Here is a 14,676-nt window from a genome sequence, read left to right on the forward strand (position 1 = left end):
TTATTTCTTGAACAGGCGCAGGTCACGCGGCAGGCGCGTCACCAGAAAACCGACCACCAGCAGCATGCAGGCCAGCAGCGGCAAGGTCACCAGAAACGCATTGCGTGCCGCTTCCGGCGACAGGCCACCGGCAAGCGTGAAGTAGAGCCCACCGATGAGGGCGGCACCGGACGCCGCCCCCAATTGCTGCACGGCCTTCATCGTGCCCGACGCCGATCCGGCATGGATCAGATCGACGTCCGACAAGGTCACCGGCCCCAGCGGGCCGCCAACCAGCCCCATGCCCAGACCCATCAGCAGCAGGGCAGCCCCCAGCCCCACTAGCCCGCCATCGGTCCAGATCAGCACACCCAGCACCGCCAACCCCGACAGCATCACCGCAACGCCCAGGAACAGCAGCTTCAGGCCGATGCGCGGCAATGCCTTGCGGGCGATATTGCCGATGGCAACCGACGCGCCCACCGCATAGGGCACATGGACCAGGGCGGTTTCCAGCGGCGTGCAGCCTAACCCATATTGCAGGGTCAGGGTCAGGATGAACAGCAGACCCGTCGTCGTCGCCTGGAAACAGACCGATATGGACAGGCCGATGCTGAAGCCCCGGTTGGCGAACAGCACCGGATCGACCAGGCCCGTGCCCGTCCCTGCCCGGCGCTTGATATGACGGATGAACAGCAGGCCCAGCAGCGGGGCCGATGCCAGCAGGATCAGGCACCAGAGCGGCCACCCCGCCTCCCGCCCCTGCAAAAGCGGCAGCATCAGCGCCAGCAAGGTCGCGGCGATCAACGCCGTACCCGGCAGATCGACCGACCCGTCATGGCCGGACTTTCCCGGCGGCAGCAGGCGCCAGGCGGCGATCAGGCCGACAATGCCCAGCGGCCCGTTGATCAGGAAGATCGGCCGCCAGCCCAGGCCGAACAGGTCGGCCTCGATCAGCAAACCACCGATAATCGGCCCCAGCACGGCGGCGACGCCGCCCAGCACGCCGAACACCGCCAGCGCCCCGATACGTTCGGCCGGCGGATACATCACCTGGATCAATGACATGACCTGCGGCAGCATCAGCGCCGCCGTGGCCCCCTGGGCCAACCGCGCCACCACCAGCATTTCCGCGCTGACCGCCACGCCGCAGAGAAGAGAGGTCAGGGTGAAGCCCACCATGCCGGTCATGAACAGCCGGCGATAGCCTTGGGTATCGCCCAGCCGTCCGCCGGTGATCAGCAGGATGGCGAAAGCGACGGCATACCCGGCCACCATCCACTGCATCGCGGCGGTGTCGGCGCCCAGGTCGCGCTGGATCGACGGCAGCGCCACATTGACGATGGTCAGGTCGATCAAATCCATCATGAAGGCGCCGGCCACCACGACCAGGGCACGCTGGCGCCGTTTCGGCATCATGGCGGCGGCATGGTCGCTGGCGGACAAGGGCTGCCCCCGCATGCCCGTGGGGCTGGCGGCGGATGCCATGGGGATGTGCCTTTCCGTTGGGTCCGAACGGCACGCCGATTCGGATCAGAATTGTAATTCTATTTATAAACGGAAAGGCGGCCCGTCAACGATTCATCGATTGCCGTTGCGCAGATATGTCGAACACATCACCCCGACCTCGGTCTTCAGGTTCTTCCAGTCGGCCTTGGTGCCTGTATCGCCGGTCATGCCGAAACCAAGATAGCGGGCGATGGCGGAATAGGCGACGCGCAACGTCATCTCGCAGGCCAGTTCGGGCAATTCATGGCCGATCTCGTCGCGCCGGGACAGCAGGGTCGCCATCACCTTTTCCACCAGATCATCATAGCCGCGCCGGCCCATGGCCCGCACCACGGGATCGGCGGAGGCACGCAGCATCATGGGGCGTAGCACGGGCGCATTGCGCTTCAGGAATTCTGCCAGTTCCTCCACGAAATCACGGACAAGACGGTCCAGATTGGTGGATTTCTCCGCCAGACGGGCGACCATTTCCGCCTCTTCCTCGGCCATCTTCTCCATGAAACGGCGCTGCACGGCCTGGATCAGGTCATCTTTGCTGTCGAATCGGCAATAGATCGACCCAATGGAAACTTTGCCGCGCTTGGCCACGTCGGTCAGGGCGAAATCATCATTGCCGCGTTCGATCAGCAGGTCGGTCGCCGCCGCCAGCATGCGCTCGAACGAGGCCCGGCTGCGGCCCTGCTTGGGCTCGCGTCCCGCCGGGTTCAGCAACGGTTCGGCTTCCTGACCTTCATCCACCATCGACATGGACTTCCCCACTTCCCCAACGCCTGTGGCCCGAAGGCCACTTATCTGAAAACAAAGTACTGATTCTATATGGCTTACCATAAGGAACCTGGCCAGGGACCGCCAGTGCCAAAAGCCCGGGAACCATTTCTTCACCGCCAGCCGCATACAATCGTCGCAAGGTACGTCACAGAATGGCTTGACGCCCGAATGATCCTCGGCTTACATAGTTTTCAGAATTAGGGTTCTAGTTTTAGAAAAAGAACCCAGAGCCAGGCCGGCCCTAGATCGGCGCCGGCTTCATCGGGAGGAAGAAAGAGAATGCGTATCCGTTCGATGCTCCTGCTTGCCGCAGGGGCCGTAGCACTGCATGCCGGTACTGCCGCCGCCCAGACGACCGCCGCCGACAATGCGCTGGTGCTGGAAGAGATCGTGGTGACGGCCACCAAACGCGCCACCAACCTTCAGGACACGCCCATCGCCATCCGGGCGTTCGGTTCTGAAGACCTGCGGAAATCCGGCGTGTCGGATATCAACGGCCTGACCCGCCTGGCGCCGGACCTGAGCATCACCAACGACACGATCTTCACCAAGATCAGCGTGCGCGGCGTGTCCAGCCAGGACGTGTCGGAAGCGGCCGATCCGGCCCTGACCATCGGCATCGACGGCGAATATATCAACCGCCCCGTCGCCCTGAATGCCAGCTTCTTCGATCTGGAACGGATCGAGGTGCTGCGCGGTCCGCAGGGCACGCTCTATGGCCGCAACGCCACCGCTGGCGCCATCAACATCATCGCCGCCAAGCCGCAGCAGGGCCGTCTCACCGGCTTCGCCACCGTCGGCTATGGTAATTACAATGCCAAGCGGGCGGAGGGTGCGGTCAACGTTCCCGTCACCGATACGCTGGCCGTGCGTGTCTCCGGCATGCATACCGACCATGACGGCTATCGCAAGCATGGCGCCGTGGGCCGTGGCGAGAACCAGAATGTCGACGCCGCCCGCATCAGCGCCGGGTGGGAACCGACGGACAATTTCCGCGCCTATATCGCCGGTGAATATGTGAATGTCGACCAGTTGCCGCCGTCGCAGTTCGGCATCCTGGTGGCGCAGAACGGCGTGCTGACCAATGCCGCCTATGCCGCCGGCATCATCGACGCCATTCCGTCCACGACCGTGCGGGAGAATGGCGGCATTCCGTCCAACCTGACCTTCAGCGGCATCGACAAGGACAATTTCCCGCTGGGCGACCTGGGCAATTTCAACAGCGAGCAATATGCCCTGCGCGGCCGGATCGAGGTTGATTTCGACCTGGGTACGCTGGCCTATCTGGGCGGTTATCGCGACAACAAGACCAACAGCGCCCTGCCGCTGAACGGTTACCTGCCCGCGACCTTCACCTTCCGCAACAACAAGCTGAATTCGGAAACGCAGAGCCATGAAGTCCGCCTGTCCAAGACGCTGGACAGCGGCCTGTTCTATCAGGCCGGCGCCTTCTATTTCCGGGAAAAGGTCGACCTGTCGCGCGGCCTGTATCTGGAGCTGCCCCGCGCCTTCCTGAACTATTTCTACCGCCCGGACATCCTGTCCACGTCCAAGGCCGCCTTCGGTCAGGTCACGGTGCCGCTGGCAGGGCCAGACCTGTCCGTCACCGGCGGCCTGCGTTATACCGACGACGCCAAGAGCGCCACCTTCTATAATTATGCTGCCCGCTTCGGGCGTGGCGAGGGCACGACGCCGCCGGCCTTCGGGTCGCCCGGCGCCACCATCCTGAACCCGCGCTCCTCCTCCGACCAGATCACCGGCAATATCGGCATCGACTGGAAGCCGGCACCCGACAGCCTGGTCTATGGCAAGGTCAGCACCGGTTATAAGAGCGGTGGTTTCGACAGCGTCGGCGACTATGATCCCGAAGAACTGACCGCCTATGAGGTCGGCACCAAGAACCGTTTCGACGGTGGCCGCATCCAGTTCAACGCCTCGGCCTTCTATTACGACTACAAGGATCAGCAGATTCAAGTGTTCGTCGATAATAATGTCGGTGCGCGCACGCTGAACGCCGGCAAGTCGCGGGTCTGGGGTGTGGAGACCGATACCAGCCTGCTGCTGACCGCCAATGACGAACTGTCCTTCACTGTCAATTACCTGGACGCCAAGGTACAGGATTTCGCCACTTCGCTGAGCGGTGTGGATGGCAATGCGATCAATGACAGCGATCCCGCCACGCCCGGCGCCCAGCCCTTCAACCTGAAGGGCAACCGTCCGCCGCAGGCCCCGAAATGGACCCTGTCCGCCGGCTACAGCCACACGTTCGACCTGTCGAACGATGCGAACATCGTGGCGTCGGTCTTCAGCCGCTACAAGGGCACACACTACTTGTCGGTCACCAACTGGGCCGGCACGCGTCAGAAGGGTTACGTGATGACCGACCTGTCGCTGGAATATAATACCGGCGATGGCGACTTCTCGGTCCAGGCCTATGTCCGCAATGTCGAGAACAAGCAGCCCCTGGCGTTCGCGAACTTCAACGCCGCCGCCGGCGCGCTGATCTATAACAGCATCTATGGCCCGCCGCGCACGTTCGGTGCCCAGGTCACGTACCGGTTCTGATACCGGGGATCACGGATGCCGGCACTCACCCGCCGGCATCCGTTCTTTGGTACTTGCGGTTCAGATGTTGAGGGTCGAGATGAAACGGAACTTCGCCGTTCTGCGTGTCGTGGCATCGCTGCTGGCCCTGGGTGGGGCGGCCTCTGCCGCACAGGCTGCACCGGAGGTCACGACCGAAGCCGGCCGTGTCGCCGGCAAAAGCGCCAACAAGGTGGACAGTTTCCTGGGCGTCCCCTATGGCGGGGATACCGGCGGGCGGAACCGCTGGCGCGCCCCGCAGCCGGCCGCGACATGGACGGGCGTGCGCGATGCCACGCAGTTCGGTGCCGATTGCCAGCAGGACCCGCCCCATTCGCCGCCCGGCGGATCCCCCTGGTCGCCGGAATATTTCCCGACGCAGCGGATGAGCGAGGATTGCCTGTTCGTCAATGTCTGGACCCCGTCCGGCCCGCGCGATGCGAAGCGGCCGGTGATGGTCTGGATCCATGGCGGCGGGTTCGGCGGCGGTTCCGGCTCCGTCCCGCTCTATGATGGCGAAAAGCTGGCCAGTCAGGGCATCGTCGTCGTCAGCCTGAATTACCGCGTCAGCGTCTATGGCTTCCTGGCCCACCCCGCGCTGACGGCGGAGGCCGGATCGTCGGGCAATTACGGCCTGATGGATCAGGTCGCCGCCTTGCGCTGGATACAGAAGAACATCGCTTCCTTCGGCGGTGATCCCAAACAGGTGACCATCGCCGGCCAGTCCGCCGGTGCCGCCTCCGTCCATGCCCTGATGTCCTCCCCCTCTGCCGAAGGGCTGTTCATCCGCGCCATCGCCCAGAGCGGTTCCGGCATGGGCATGCCCGGCCTTACCCTGGCCGAAGCCGAAGCACGGGGTGAAAAGGTCGTGGCCGCCGCCAGTGTTGCCGGCATCGACGCATTGCGCAAGCTGCCGGTGGACCAGTTGGCCAAGGCCGCCAGGGACCCGTCCGTGGCCCCGCCGGGCATCCGCTATTTCCCCATCGTCGAAAAGGCCGTGCTGCCCGACCCTGCGCGCCAGCGCCAGGACATCCCTGTCCTGACCGGCCTGACCACTGATGAGAGCAGCGCCGGCCCCGACTGGAAGCTGACCACCAGTGCCAAACTGGACGAATTGGTCACCAAGCGTTTCGCCGCCAGTGCCACAACCTTCCGCCCCTATTACCAGGGCGATGATGGCCCGGCGGCGTCCGGTGCCGCCCAGGCGCTGCTGCGTGAACAGGCCATAGCGTCGATGATGAACTGGGCCGATGCGCGCAAGGACGGGGCCGCCCCCGTCTATGCCTATCTGTTTCAGCATCCGCAGCCCGGCACCGATGCGGCGCGGTTCGGCACCTTCCATTCCGCCGAACTGCCCTATGTCTTCGCCACGCTGGATAAGTCGACACGGCCCTTCACGAAGGCCGACCATGACATCGCCGCCACCTTCGGCGGCTACTGGGTCAATTTCGTGAAAACCGGCAACCCCAACGGCACCGGGCTGGCGCCCTGGCCGGCGGTCACCCGCGGCAAGATTATGTCCCTGGGTGACAAGGTCGGGCTCATGGAACCGATGGCTGCCGACAAGCTGAAATCCTATAAGGATTTCGTCGCCAATGGCGGGAAACTCGGGCTGTTCTGAGCCAAACCTGGAAGCAGGATGCATCACATGCACGACGCGCCAACCCATGTCACCCCCAACCGTCGCGGCGTGCTGCTGTCCGGCCTGGCCCTGGCGGTAACACCGGCCCAGGTCTGGGCACAGATGGCCGGCGGTGCCAAGGCCCCCCTGCCCACCCGGCAGCAGACCCTGCTGGACCAAGTGGCGGACCTGACCATTCCGGACACCGACACGCCCGGCGCGCTGAAGGCCGGCGTTCCCGCCTTCGTCTCCCTGGCCATGGCCCATGGTGTCTCAGGTTCAAACGTCCCTGTGCCCCCCGCCTTGTTCACGGGTGGCACGGGGCCGGAGGGGGCAAGTGCTTTGGACTGGCTGGGCTTTGAGCTGGACCTGAAGGCGGGGGGCAAGTTCCTGTCCGCCAAGCCGGATGTGCAGTTCAAGGCCCTGGCCGACCTAGACGCCCAATCCTTCACCAAGGGCAATGAGAAATCGCCCTGGCGCATGCTGAAGGGCCTGATCCTGACGGGTTATTACACGTCGGAAATCGGGGCCAGCCAGGAACTGCAATATGAACTGGTGCCGGGCCGCTGGGACCCGGACGTGCCCGTCGGCCCCAAGGAACGGGCCTGGTCAAGCGACTGGACAGCGGTGGATTTCGGATGAAGACAGATTTCGACGCGATCGTCGTCGGCTCCGGCATCACCGGCGGCTGGGCGGCAAAGGAACTGACCGAAAAGGGCCTGAAGGTCCTGATGGTCGAACGCGGCCGCACCATCGAACATGGCAGCGACTATGTCACCGAAACGCTGGCGCCGTGGGAGCTGCCGTTTCGCGGCCATGGCGATCCGGAACTGTACGCGAAGGATTTCGCCATCCAGTCGAAGAACCGGCATTTCACCGAGTTCACCCAGAACCATTTCGTCAATGACCGGGAAAACCCCTATTCGGTGGCGGAAGGCAAGGAATTCAACTGGTGGCGCAGCTATCAGCTGGGTGGCCGGTCTCTGACCTGGGGCCGCCAATCCTATCGCATGAGCGACCATGATTTCGGGGCCAACAAGAAGGATGGCTTCGGTGTCGACTGGCCCATCCGCTATGGGGATCTGAAGCCCTGGTACGACCATGTCGAACGGTTCATCGGCGTGTCGGGCCAGACCGAGGGTCTGTCATCCCTGCCCGATGGCATCTATCTGCCGCCCATGGCCCTGAACGTCCTGGAAAAGCACACCAAATCTGTGATCGAAAGCCAGTGGCCCGACCGCCGCCTGACCATCGGCCGCACCGCCAACCTGACGGTGGAGAAGGATGGGCGCGGTCCCTGCCAGTACCGCTCCATCTGTCAGCGCGGCTGTTCCTATGGCGCCTATTTCAGCACGCAGAGTTCCACCCTGCCCGCCGCCCAGGCCACGGGCAACCTGACGCTGCTGACCGATACGGTGGTGGAACAGGTGGATTATGACGTGAAGAAGAAGCGTGCCACCGGCGTGTCTGTCCTGAACGTCAAGACCGGGGTGCGAAGCCGCTATACCGCCCGCATCATCTTCATGAATGCCGGCGCCTTCAACACCAACCACGTCCTGCTGCGTTCCGCCGCGGCGGCCAACGGCCTGGGCAATTCCAGCGGGCGGCTGGGTACCCATATCATGGACCATGCCACGACCCTGGGCGGTGTCGCCCTGTTCGATCGGTTCCAGGACCGCACCACCTATGGCAACCGGCCCACGGGCGTGGTCATTCCCCGCTTCCGCAATCTGGGCGACCAGGCGGAGGGCGATTTCGTCCGCGGCTACAGTTTCCAGGGCGGGGCGCTGCGCAGCGGCTGGAGCCGTGGCAAGCGCGAGGCCGGCATCGGCGCCGACTACAAGGACAATCTGCGCGGTCCCGGCGGCTGGCGCATGGTGCTGGTCAGCTTCGCCGAAAGCCTGCCGCGCGAGACCAACCGCCTGACGCTGGACACGGTGAAGACGGACCCGTTCGGGGCACCCCTGCTCCAGATCGACTTCACCCATGGCGAGAATGAGCGCAGGGCCCTGGCCGATGCATCCAAGGAAGCCAGCGCCATGCTGACCGCCGCCGGCGGCAAGGTCATCATGTCCTTCGACCGGCCCGGCATCGGCGGCAGCGCCATTCATGAGATGGGTGGGGCCATGATGGGCCGCGACCCGCGCACATCGGTCACCAATCGTTTCAACCAGTTGCATGACGTGCCCAACGTCTTCGTGACGGATGGTGCCGCCATGGCCTCATCGGCCTGCCAGAACCCGTCGCTGACCTATATGGCGCTGACGGCGCGGGCCTGCGATGCGGCCGTCGGCATGTTGAAGGAAGGCAAAATCTGAAGCACATGCGCCCCCGAGATCATTCGATCTCTATCGACAATGCTCCTTCATCCACATCGATCAACGGGTCGGGATGGGAAAAGGCCGTCAGCATTTCCCGATCCGACACTAAAAGCCGGCTGCCCTGCACGACCAGCCCATGGTCGCGCAGGGTGGAGAAGGCGCGCGACAGGTTCTCCGCCGTCATGCCCAGGCGTGAGGCCAGTGTACGCTTGTCCAGCGACAGGGTGATCTCCCCATCCTCCCCCGCCAGTCCCAGCACATAGCAGCCCAGGCGCTGTGCCCCGGTACGCAGCTTCAGGTCCTTGACCTGCCGAACCATGCGGCGAAAGTGCCCCGCCAGCTCCGCCATCACAATGGCGGCAAGGCCGGGATCGATGGCGACGGCCCGGCGCAGCATCCGTGCATCCAGCATCAGGATACGCGAAGGCTGCAACGTCCGCGCCGACATCAGATAGGGGGCACCGGTCAGGGCCGCCGCCAGGATGAAGCTGTCAACCGGGAACAATATCTCCACCACGGCCTCATGGCGGTCATGGTTGCGGGCAAACAACTCCACCGCCCCTTCCAGCAGCACCATCAGGAAATCCGCCCGCTGCCCTTCATCGAACAGCAGGGTTCCACGCGGAAACCGCTGCATGTAGCTGCGCGACAGCAGATCGGCAGCCTGGGCTTCCGTCAGGTTGCTGAAAAAGGGAAGGCTGTGCACCAGCGCCAGGTCTTCGGAATTCATCGCAACGCCACGAACAAGGATATGGATTGGATTTCAGAATAATTCGTCGATAAAATCAAATAATCAACGAATGATATTCCCCATAATCCAAAATGTTGCGCGTGGGCAACCCGCATGTTCACCGTGCGCGCGCACCCCACCTCACCCCCCACAACTACCGCCGCAGCAACCGCCATCGCGCACGGGCAGATCGGCGAAAGCCACGCGGAGAACATCCGGCGTGGGGAACAGCTCGCGCAACCGCTCCGGCGGCACCGCATCGGGACAATCATCGATCGCACAGACGATGGAACCATCCTGCTGCGGTCCCAGGACGGCGTCAGCCGGCGCCATGTGATGTGCAGCGTCGCGGCGGAATTGGACGATCCGGGTTTGCATGTTCTTCATCTCCATAGAGGCCGAGATGGCCCCACGGATAAAAGCGCCCTCGCCCCCCGCCCGTCTTTGCGCGAGAGCAAGCTTTGCGCCCATACCATCCAGAATATAGTCGGAAATCGCGAGGGTCGTAATATCTGAATGTATATCTCGCCGTGGCCGCAGAAAAGACAGATGCCCCTGGAAAAGGCCAAAAAAACTAAGTCTTGATAAATATCAAATGCAGGAACGAATATTATTAATTGATATTCATTATCAATTTAACAAATACAAAATAAAACTACGTCGACAGAATTATTCCATATACATCTGTTGACCCCGATCAATGTTGGAACGATCCTGTCCGTTATCATGGTTCGGATAGAAAACAATATCAGGCAGGTTGTCATGGACATCACCCCCATTCCTGACAGCAGACGGTCCGAAATCCTGAAGTTCCTGTTCCTGGCCTTTGTGCTGATTCCCGTCCTGTCGGTCGGGGTGGTCGCTGCCTATGGCTTCTCCGTCTGGATGTACCAGCTGGTTGCCGGTCCGCCGACCATGTGACGGAAGCACCAAAATGACGACCACGCTCTCCCGCCGCGCCTTCTTCGGCCGCGCCACCGCACCATCCGAACCAGCCGAACGGTCGGCTGCCCCCATGCTTGCCGCTATCGCCGACACCTGTCTGGCGGAGAACGGCGCCTATTGCCGGACCTGCGGCGATGCCTGCGCACAGGATGCCATCCGCTTCCGCCTGATGCCGCGCGGCCGGTCACGGGTGGATGTGGATGCGGATCGCTGTACCGGCTGCGGCGATTGCCTGGCTCCCTGTCCCGCCGGCGCCATCAGCCTGGCCCCAGCCAAGGAGACGCCCCATGAGTCATGAGGAAATCCACATTTCCAGCATCGTCGTCCATGCGAGACCGGAACGGGTCGAGGCGGTGAAGGCCCAGATCCTGCGCCTGGATTGCGAGATCGCGCCGACCGACGGCGATGCCAGCCGGCTGGTCGTCGTCGTTGAACGCCCGCGCGAACGCCAGATCGCCGATGTGCTGGACGCCATCAACCTCATCCCAGGCGTGTTCAGCGCCCTTCTCGTCTATCACCACGCCGAACCGGCGGCTTCCCTTGCGGAGTTGATGCCATGACCCTGACCCGACGCGACTACCTTAAGGCCCAGGCCGCGGTCGCCGCCGCCACCGCCGCCGACATCACGCTGCAGGCCCAGGCCAATCCGCTGCTGACCGGTCCCGACGCCAGGATGAAATGGTCCAAGGCGCCTTGCCGCTTCTGCGGCACGGGTTGTGGCGTCATGGTCGGCGTAAAGGACAACATGGTCGTTGCCACCCATGGCGACCAGAAGGCCGAGGTCAACCGCGGCCTGAATTGCGTGAAGGGCTATTTCCTGTCCAAGATCATGTATGGCCAGGACCGGCTGACCACGCCACTGTTGCGCATGAAGGACGGCAAGTTCCACAAGGATGGCGACTTCGCGCCCGTCACCTGGGACCAGGCCTTTGACATCATGGCGGAGAAATGGAAGGCGACGCTGAAGGCCAAGGGGCCGGGAGCGATCGGCATGTTCGGGTCCGGCCAATGGACAGTGCACGAGGGCTATGCCGCGTCCAAGCTGATGAAGGCCGGCTTCCGGTCCAACAATATCGACCCCAACGCCCGCCATTGCATGGCGTCAGCCGTGGCCGGCTTCATGCGCACCTTCGGCATCGACGAGCCGATGGGATGCTATGATGACATGGAGGCGGCCGATGCCTTCGTGCTGTGGGGCAGCAACATGGCGGAGATGCACCCGGTCCTGTGGACCCGCGTCACCGACCGCCGCCTGTCGAACGAGCATGTGAAGGTGGCGGTGCTGTCCACCTACGAACATCGCTCGTTCGAGCTGGCGGACATCCCCATGGTATTCACGCCACAGACCGATCTGGCCATCCTGAACTACATCGCCAACCACATCATCAAGACGGGCCGGGTCAACAAGGCGTTCGTGGACAGGCACACGACGTTCGTGAAAGGCCGCACCGATATCGGCTATGGCCTGCGCCCCGACAATCCGCTGGAAAAGGCGGCGAAGAACGCCGCGACAGCCAACGATTCCGACCCGATGAGCTTTGACGAGTTCGCGGCCTTCGTCGCCCCTTATACGGCGGAGAAGGTGGCGGCGCAGTCGGGCGTGCCGGTATCACGTCTGAAGGCGCTGGCGGAGCTTTACGCCGATCCCAAGGTCAAGGTGATGAGCTTCTGGACCATGGGGTTCAACCAGCATACGCGCGGCGTCTGGGCCAACAACCTGCTCTACAATATCCACCTGCTGACGGGGAAGATCTCCGAGGCCGGCAACAGCCCCTTCTCCCTGACCGGGCAGCCCAGCGCCTGCGGCACGGCACGCGAGGTGGGGACCTTCTCCCACCGCCTGCCGGCCGACATGGTGGTGACCAACCCCGAACACCGCGCCCATACCGAACGTCTGTGGAAGCTGCCGGACGGCACCGTCCCGGCCAAGCCCGGCTTCCACGCCGTGCAGCAGGACCGCATGCTGAAGGATGGCAAGCTGAACTGCTATTGGGTGCAGGTGAACAACAATATGCAGGCAGCACCCAATATCGCCAACGAGACCTGGCCCGGCTATCGCAATCCCGACAATTTCATCGTCGTTTCCGACGCCTATCCCACCGTCACCACCCAGGCCGCCGACCTGATCCTGCCCGCCGCCATGTGGGTGGAAAAGGAAGGCGCCTACGGCAATGCCGAACGCCGCACCCAGGTCTGGCACCAGCTGGTGAACGCGCCGGGCGAGGCGCGGTCGGATCTCTGGCAGCTTGTGGAATTCTCCAAGCGCTTCAAGGTGGAGGAGGTGTGGCCGGCCGACCTGCTGGCCAAGGCGCCGGAATTCAGGGGCAAGACGCTCTACGACATCCTCTACCGTAACGGCCAGGTGGACCGATTCCCCGTGACGGAGTGCGACCCGGCCTATGAGAACCGCGAGGCCAAGGCCTTCGGCTTCTACATCCAGAAAGGCCTGTTCGAGGAATATGCCAGCTTCGGGCGCGGCCATGGTCACGATCTGGCCCCCTATGACACCTACCATGCCGAGCGGGGTCTGCGCTGGCCGGTGGTGGAGGGCAAGGAGACGCGCTGGCGCTTCCGCGAGGGCAGCGATCCCTATGTGCCGGCCGGTGAGGGCATGCGCTTCTACGGCCACAAGGATGGCAAAGCCCGCATCTATGCCCTGCCGTTCGAGCCCGCGGCCGAAAGCCCGGACAAGGATTACCCGTTCTGGCTCAGCACCGGCCGCGTGCTGGAACATTGGCATTCCGGTTCCATGACGCGACGTGTACCGGAACTGTACAAGGCCGTACCGCAAGCGCTCTGCTACATGCATCCCGACGATGCCCAGTCGCTGAAGGTCCGGCGTGGGCAGGAGGTGGTGGTGGCCTCGCGCCGCGGCGAGGTGCGGGTGCGGGTGGAAACACGTGGGCGCAACAAGCCGCCGCGCGGTCTGGTGTTCGTGCCCTGGTTCGATGCCGATGTGCTGATCAACCGCGTCACGCTGGACGCCACCGACCCGATCTCCAAACAGACCGATTTCAAGAAATGCGCCGTGAAGATCACGCCGGTACAGGGGGTCTGATCATGAGCAGAAACCTGCGTACACCATTGTTCCTGGCCGCACTGGCCGCCTTGACGATCTTGTCGGTGCCTTTGGGCCAGAAGGCCCTGGCCACCGACAAGGCCCCACCAGCCACCGTCCGCGACGTGGTCGGCAGCGGCCGGCCCGCCTTCACCGGTGCCGACGGGCTGAACGTGCAGGAGGCGGTGCCCATCCCCAAGGACGCCACCGACGACCGCCGCCGCCAGCGCAACTATCCCGAACAGCCGCCGGTGATCCCCCACACCATCGTCGGCTACCAGTTGGACATGAAGGTCAACAAGTGCCTGACCTGCCATGCCCGCGAATTCACCGGTGACAGCCAGGCCCCCATGGTCTCCGTCACCCATTTCCAGGACCGTGACGGACAGGTGCTGGCGGGTGTGTCCACCCGGCGCTATTTCTGCCTGCAATGCCATGTGCCGCAATCGGACGTGCAGCCGCGCGTGCCCAATATTTTCCGCGACATGGACAGCATGTCCACCCGCCCCGCGGGGGCCAAATGATGGGTATCGTGCGCAAGGCCATGGGTCTGGCCAGGGCGGCCTGGGCGGCCTTCAACCGCCCCGCCGCGCATTTGGGCATCGGCTTCCTGACCATCGGCGGCTTCGTCGCCGGCGTCCTGTGGTGGGGCGGCTTCAACACCGCCCTGGAGGTGACAAATCGGGAGGCGTTCTGCATCGGCTGTCACGAAATGAAGGACAACCCCTATGCCGACCTGAAACAGACCATCCACTATTCCAACCGGTCCGGCGTGCGCGCCAGTTGCCCGGACTGTCACGTTCCCCATAACTGGACGGACAAGATCGCCCGCAAGATGCAGGCATCCAAGGAGGTCTGGGGCAAGATTTTCGGCACGATCAACACGCCGGAGAAATTCGAGGACAAGCGCAAGGAACTGGCCAGCCACGAATGGGCACGCCTGAAGGCCAACAACTCCCTGGAATGCCGCAACTGCCACAGCATGGAATCCATGGACATCACCCGCCAGGGAGCGCGTGGCGCCGAGGCGCACCAGCGCTTCCTGTTCACCGGCCAGGCGACATGCATCGACTGTCACAAGGGCATCGCCCATCGGCTGCCCGACATGACCGGCGTACCCATCTGGACCATGCCGGCCGCCGTCAATATGGGGCATTGAGGG

The 14,676-nt window shown here is 63.5% G+C and carries 14 protein-coding genes; 10 read left to right on the top strand and 4 right to left on the bottom strand.

Annotation, left to right across the window (positions count from 1 at the left end; all coding sequences use genetic code 11):
- Positions 1-1,467, bottom strand: coding sequence for an MFS transporter (locus tag ACM9HJ_RS05945; RefSeq protein ID WP_416570784.1), 1,467 nt, complete (start codon positions 1,465-1,467; stop codon positions 1-3).
- Positions 1,468-1,560: 93 nt separating this feature from the next.
- Entirely contained in the window at positions 1,561-2,235 is a 675-nt protein-coding gene (locus ACM9HJ_RS05950; RefSeq protein ID WP_416570785.1) for a TetR/AcrR family transcriptional regulator, read from the bottom strand.
- Positions 2,236-2,535: 300 nt separating this feature from the next.
- Here ACM9HJ_RS05950 and ACM9HJ_RS05955 point away from each other — a divergent pair, with 300 nt between their 5' ends.
- The 4 genes from ACM9HJ_RS05955 (at position 2,536) to ACM9HJ_RS05970 (ending at position 8,778) form a co-directional block, all read left to right on the top strand.
- Positions 2,536-4,821: a TonB-dependent receptor gene (locus ACM9HJ_RS05955; protein ID WP_416570786.1), complete on the top strand. Its 2,286-nt coding sequence runs from the start codon at positions 2,536-2,538 to the stop codon at positions 4,819-4,821.
- 79 nt (positions 4,822-4,900) lie between these two features.
- Complete coding sequence (locus ACM9HJ_RS05960) at positions 4,901-6,460, top strand: carboxylesterase/lipase family protein (protein ID WP_416570787.1); 1,560 nt, start codon at positions 4,901-4,903, stop codon at positions 6,458-6,460.
- A gap of 27 nt (positions 6,461-6,487) precedes the next feature.
- On the top strand, positions 6,488-7,102 hold the full coding sequence (locus ACM9HJ_RS05965) for a gluconate 2-dehydrogenase subunit 3 family protein (protein ID WP_416570788.1): 615 nt from the start codon (positions 6,488-6,490) through the stop codon (positions 7,100-7,102).
- Positions 7,099-8,778: a GMC oxidoreductase gene (locus tag ACM9HJ_RS05970; RefSeq protein ID WP_416570789.1), complete on the top strand. Its 1,680-nt coding sequence runs from the start codon at positions 7,099-7,101 to the stop codon at positions 8,776-8,778. The genes ACM9HJ_RS05965 and ACM9HJ_RS05970 overlap by 4 nt, the downstream gene beginning before the upstream one ends.
- Before the next feature lie 19 nt (positions 8,779-8,797).
- Here the strand turns inward: ACM9HJ_RS05970 and ACM9HJ_RS05975 are convergent, their stop codons facing one another.
- Both ACM9HJ_RS05975 and ACM9HJ_RS05980 read right to left on the bottom strand, forming a co-directional pair.
- Entirely contained in the window at positions 8,798-9,511 is a 714-nt protein-coding gene (locus ACM9HJ_RS05975; RefSeq protein ID WP_416570790.1) for a cyclic nucleotide-binding domain-containing protein, read from the bottom strand.
- A 141-nt stretch (positions 9,512-9,652) separates the two neighbouring features.
- Positions 9,653-9,889, bottom strand: coding sequence for a hypothetical protein (locus ACM9HJ_RS05980; RefSeq protein WP_416570791.1), 237 nt, complete (start codon positions 9,887-9,889; stop codon positions 9,653-9,655).
- A gap of 384 nt (positions 9,890-10,273) precedes the next feature.
- On the opposite strand from ACM9HJ_RS05980, the gene napE reads away from it, so the two are divergent.
- Genes napE through ACM9HJ_RS06010 form a run of 6 tightly spaced genes read left to right on the top strand, consistent with a single transcriptional unit; the run spans position 10,274 to position 14,673 of the window.
- On the top strand, positions 10,274-10,432 hold the full coding sequence (gene napE / locus ACM9HJ_RS05985; RefSeq protein ID WP_416570792.1) for a periplasmic nitrate reductase, NapE protein: 159 nt from the start codon (positions 10,274-10,276) through the stop codon (positions 10,430-10,432).
- A 13-nt stretch (positions 10,433-10,445) separates the two neighbouring features.
- Positions 10,446-10,754 carry a 4Fe-4S dicluster domain-containing protein gene (locus ACM9HJ_RS05990; RefSeq protein ID WP_416570793.1) on the top strand — a complete coding sequence of 103 codons (309 nt, stop codon included), beginning with the start codon at positions 10,446-10,448 and terminating at the stop codon, positions 10,752-10,754.
- Positions 10,744-11,016, top strand: coding sequence for a chaperone NapD (locus tag ACM9HJ_RS05995; protein ID WP_416570794.1), 273 nt, complete (start codon positions 10,744-10,746; stop codon positions 11,014-11,016). The genes ACM9HJ_RS05990 and ACM9HJ_RS05995 overlap by 11 nt, the downstream gene beginning before the upstream one ends.
- The gene (napA, locus tag ACM9HJ_RS06000) at positions 11,013-13,514 is read left to right on the top strand and encodes a nitrate reductase catalytic subunit NapA (protein ID WP_416570795.1); all 2,502 of its coding nucleotides are present in this window, start codon (positions 11,013-11,015) and stop codon (positions 13,512-13,514) included. Before ACM9HJ_RS05995 ends, napA begins: the two co-directional genes overlap by 4 nt.
- A gap of 2 nt (positions 13,515-13,516) precedes the next feature.
- Positions 13,517-14,038, top strand: coding sequence for a nitrate reductase cytochrome c-type subunit (locus tag ACM9HJ_RS06005; protein WP_416570796.1), 522 nt, complete (start codon positions 13,517-13,519; stop codon positions 14,036-14,038).
- The gene (locus tag ACM9HJ_RS06010; RefSeq protein ID WP_416570920.1) at positions 14,038-14,673 is read left to right on the top strand and encodes a NapC/NirT family cytochrome c; all 636 of its coding nucleotides are present in this window, start codon (positions 14,038-14,040) and stop codon (positions 14,671-14,673) included. The genes ACM9HJ_RS06005 and ACM9HJ_RS06010 overlap by 1 nt, the downstream gene beginning before the upstream one ends.
- Positions 14,674-14,676: the final 3 nt, after the last annotated feature.

The organism is Niveispirillum sp. KHB5.9, from assembly GCF_048066115.1.
Taxonomy (GTDB): Bacteria; Pseudomonadota; Alphaproteobacteria; order Azospirillales; family Azospirillaceae; genus Niveispirillum.

What these genes read in the sequence shown, in the direction of transcription:
- ACM9HJ_RS05945 (WP_416570784.1), bottom strand. Translation starts at nt 1,467, where the DNA reads ATGGCATCCGCCGCCAGCCCCACGGGCATGCGGGGGCAGCCCTTGTCC.
- ACM9HJ_RS05950 (WP_416570785.1), bottom strand. Translation starts at nt 2,235, where the DNA reads ATGTCGATGGTGGATGAAGGTCAGGAAGCCGAACCGTTGCTGAACCCG.
- ACM9HJ_RS05955 (WP_416570786.1), top strand. Translation starts at nt 2,536, where the DNA reads ATGCGTATCCGTTCGATGCTCCTGCTTGCCGCAGGGGCCGTAGCACTG.
- ACM9HJ_RS05960 (WP_416570787.1), top strand. Translation starts at nt 4,901, where the DNA reads ATGAAACGGAACTTCGCCGTTCTGCGTGTCGTGGCATCGCTGCTGGCC.
- ACM9HJ_RS05965 (WP_416570788.1), top strand. Translation starts at nt 6,488, where the DNA reads ATGCACGACGCGCCAACCCATGTCACCCCCAACCGTCGCGGCGTGCTG.
- ACM9HJ_RS05970 (WP_416570789.1), top strand. Translation starts at nt 7,099, where the DNA reads ATGAAGACAGATTTCGACGCGATCGTCGTCGGCTCCGGCATCACCGGC.
- ACM9HJ_RS05975 (WP_416570790.1), bottom strand. Translation starts at nt 9,511, where the DNA reads ATGAATTCCGAAGACCTGGCGCTGGTGCACAGCCTTCCCTTTTTCAGC.
- ACM9HJ_RS05980 (WP_416570791.1), bottom strand. Translation starts at nt 9,889, where the DNA reads ATGCAAACCCGGATCGTCCAATTCCGCCGCGACGCTGCACATCACATG.
- napE (WP_416570792.1), top strand. Translation starts at nt 10,274, where the DNA reads ATGGACATCACCCCCATTCCTGACAGCAGACGGTCCGAAATCCTGAAG.
- ACM9HJ_RS05990 (WP_416570793.1), top strand. Translation starts at nt 10,446, where the DNA reads ATGACGACCACGCTCTCCCGCCGCGCCTTCTTCGGCCGCGCCACCGCA.
- ACM9HJ_RS05995 (WP_416570794.1), top strand. Translation starts at nt 10,744, where the DNA reads ATGAGTCATGAGGAAATCCACATTTCCAGCATCGTCGTCCATGCGAGA.
- napA (WP_416570795.1), top strand. Translation starts at nt 11,013, where the DNA reads ATGACCCTGACCCGACGCGACTACCTTAAGGCCCAGGCCGCGGTCGCC.
- ACM9HJ_RS06005 (WP_416570796.1), top strand. Translation starts at nt 13,517, where the DNA reads ATGAGCAGAAACCTGCGTACACCATTGTTCCTGGCCGCACTGGCCGCC.
- ACM9HJ_RS06010 (WP_416570920.1), top strand. Translation starts at nt 14,038, where the DNA reads ATGGGTATCGTGCGCAAGGCCATGGGTCTGGCCAGGGCGGCCTGGGCG.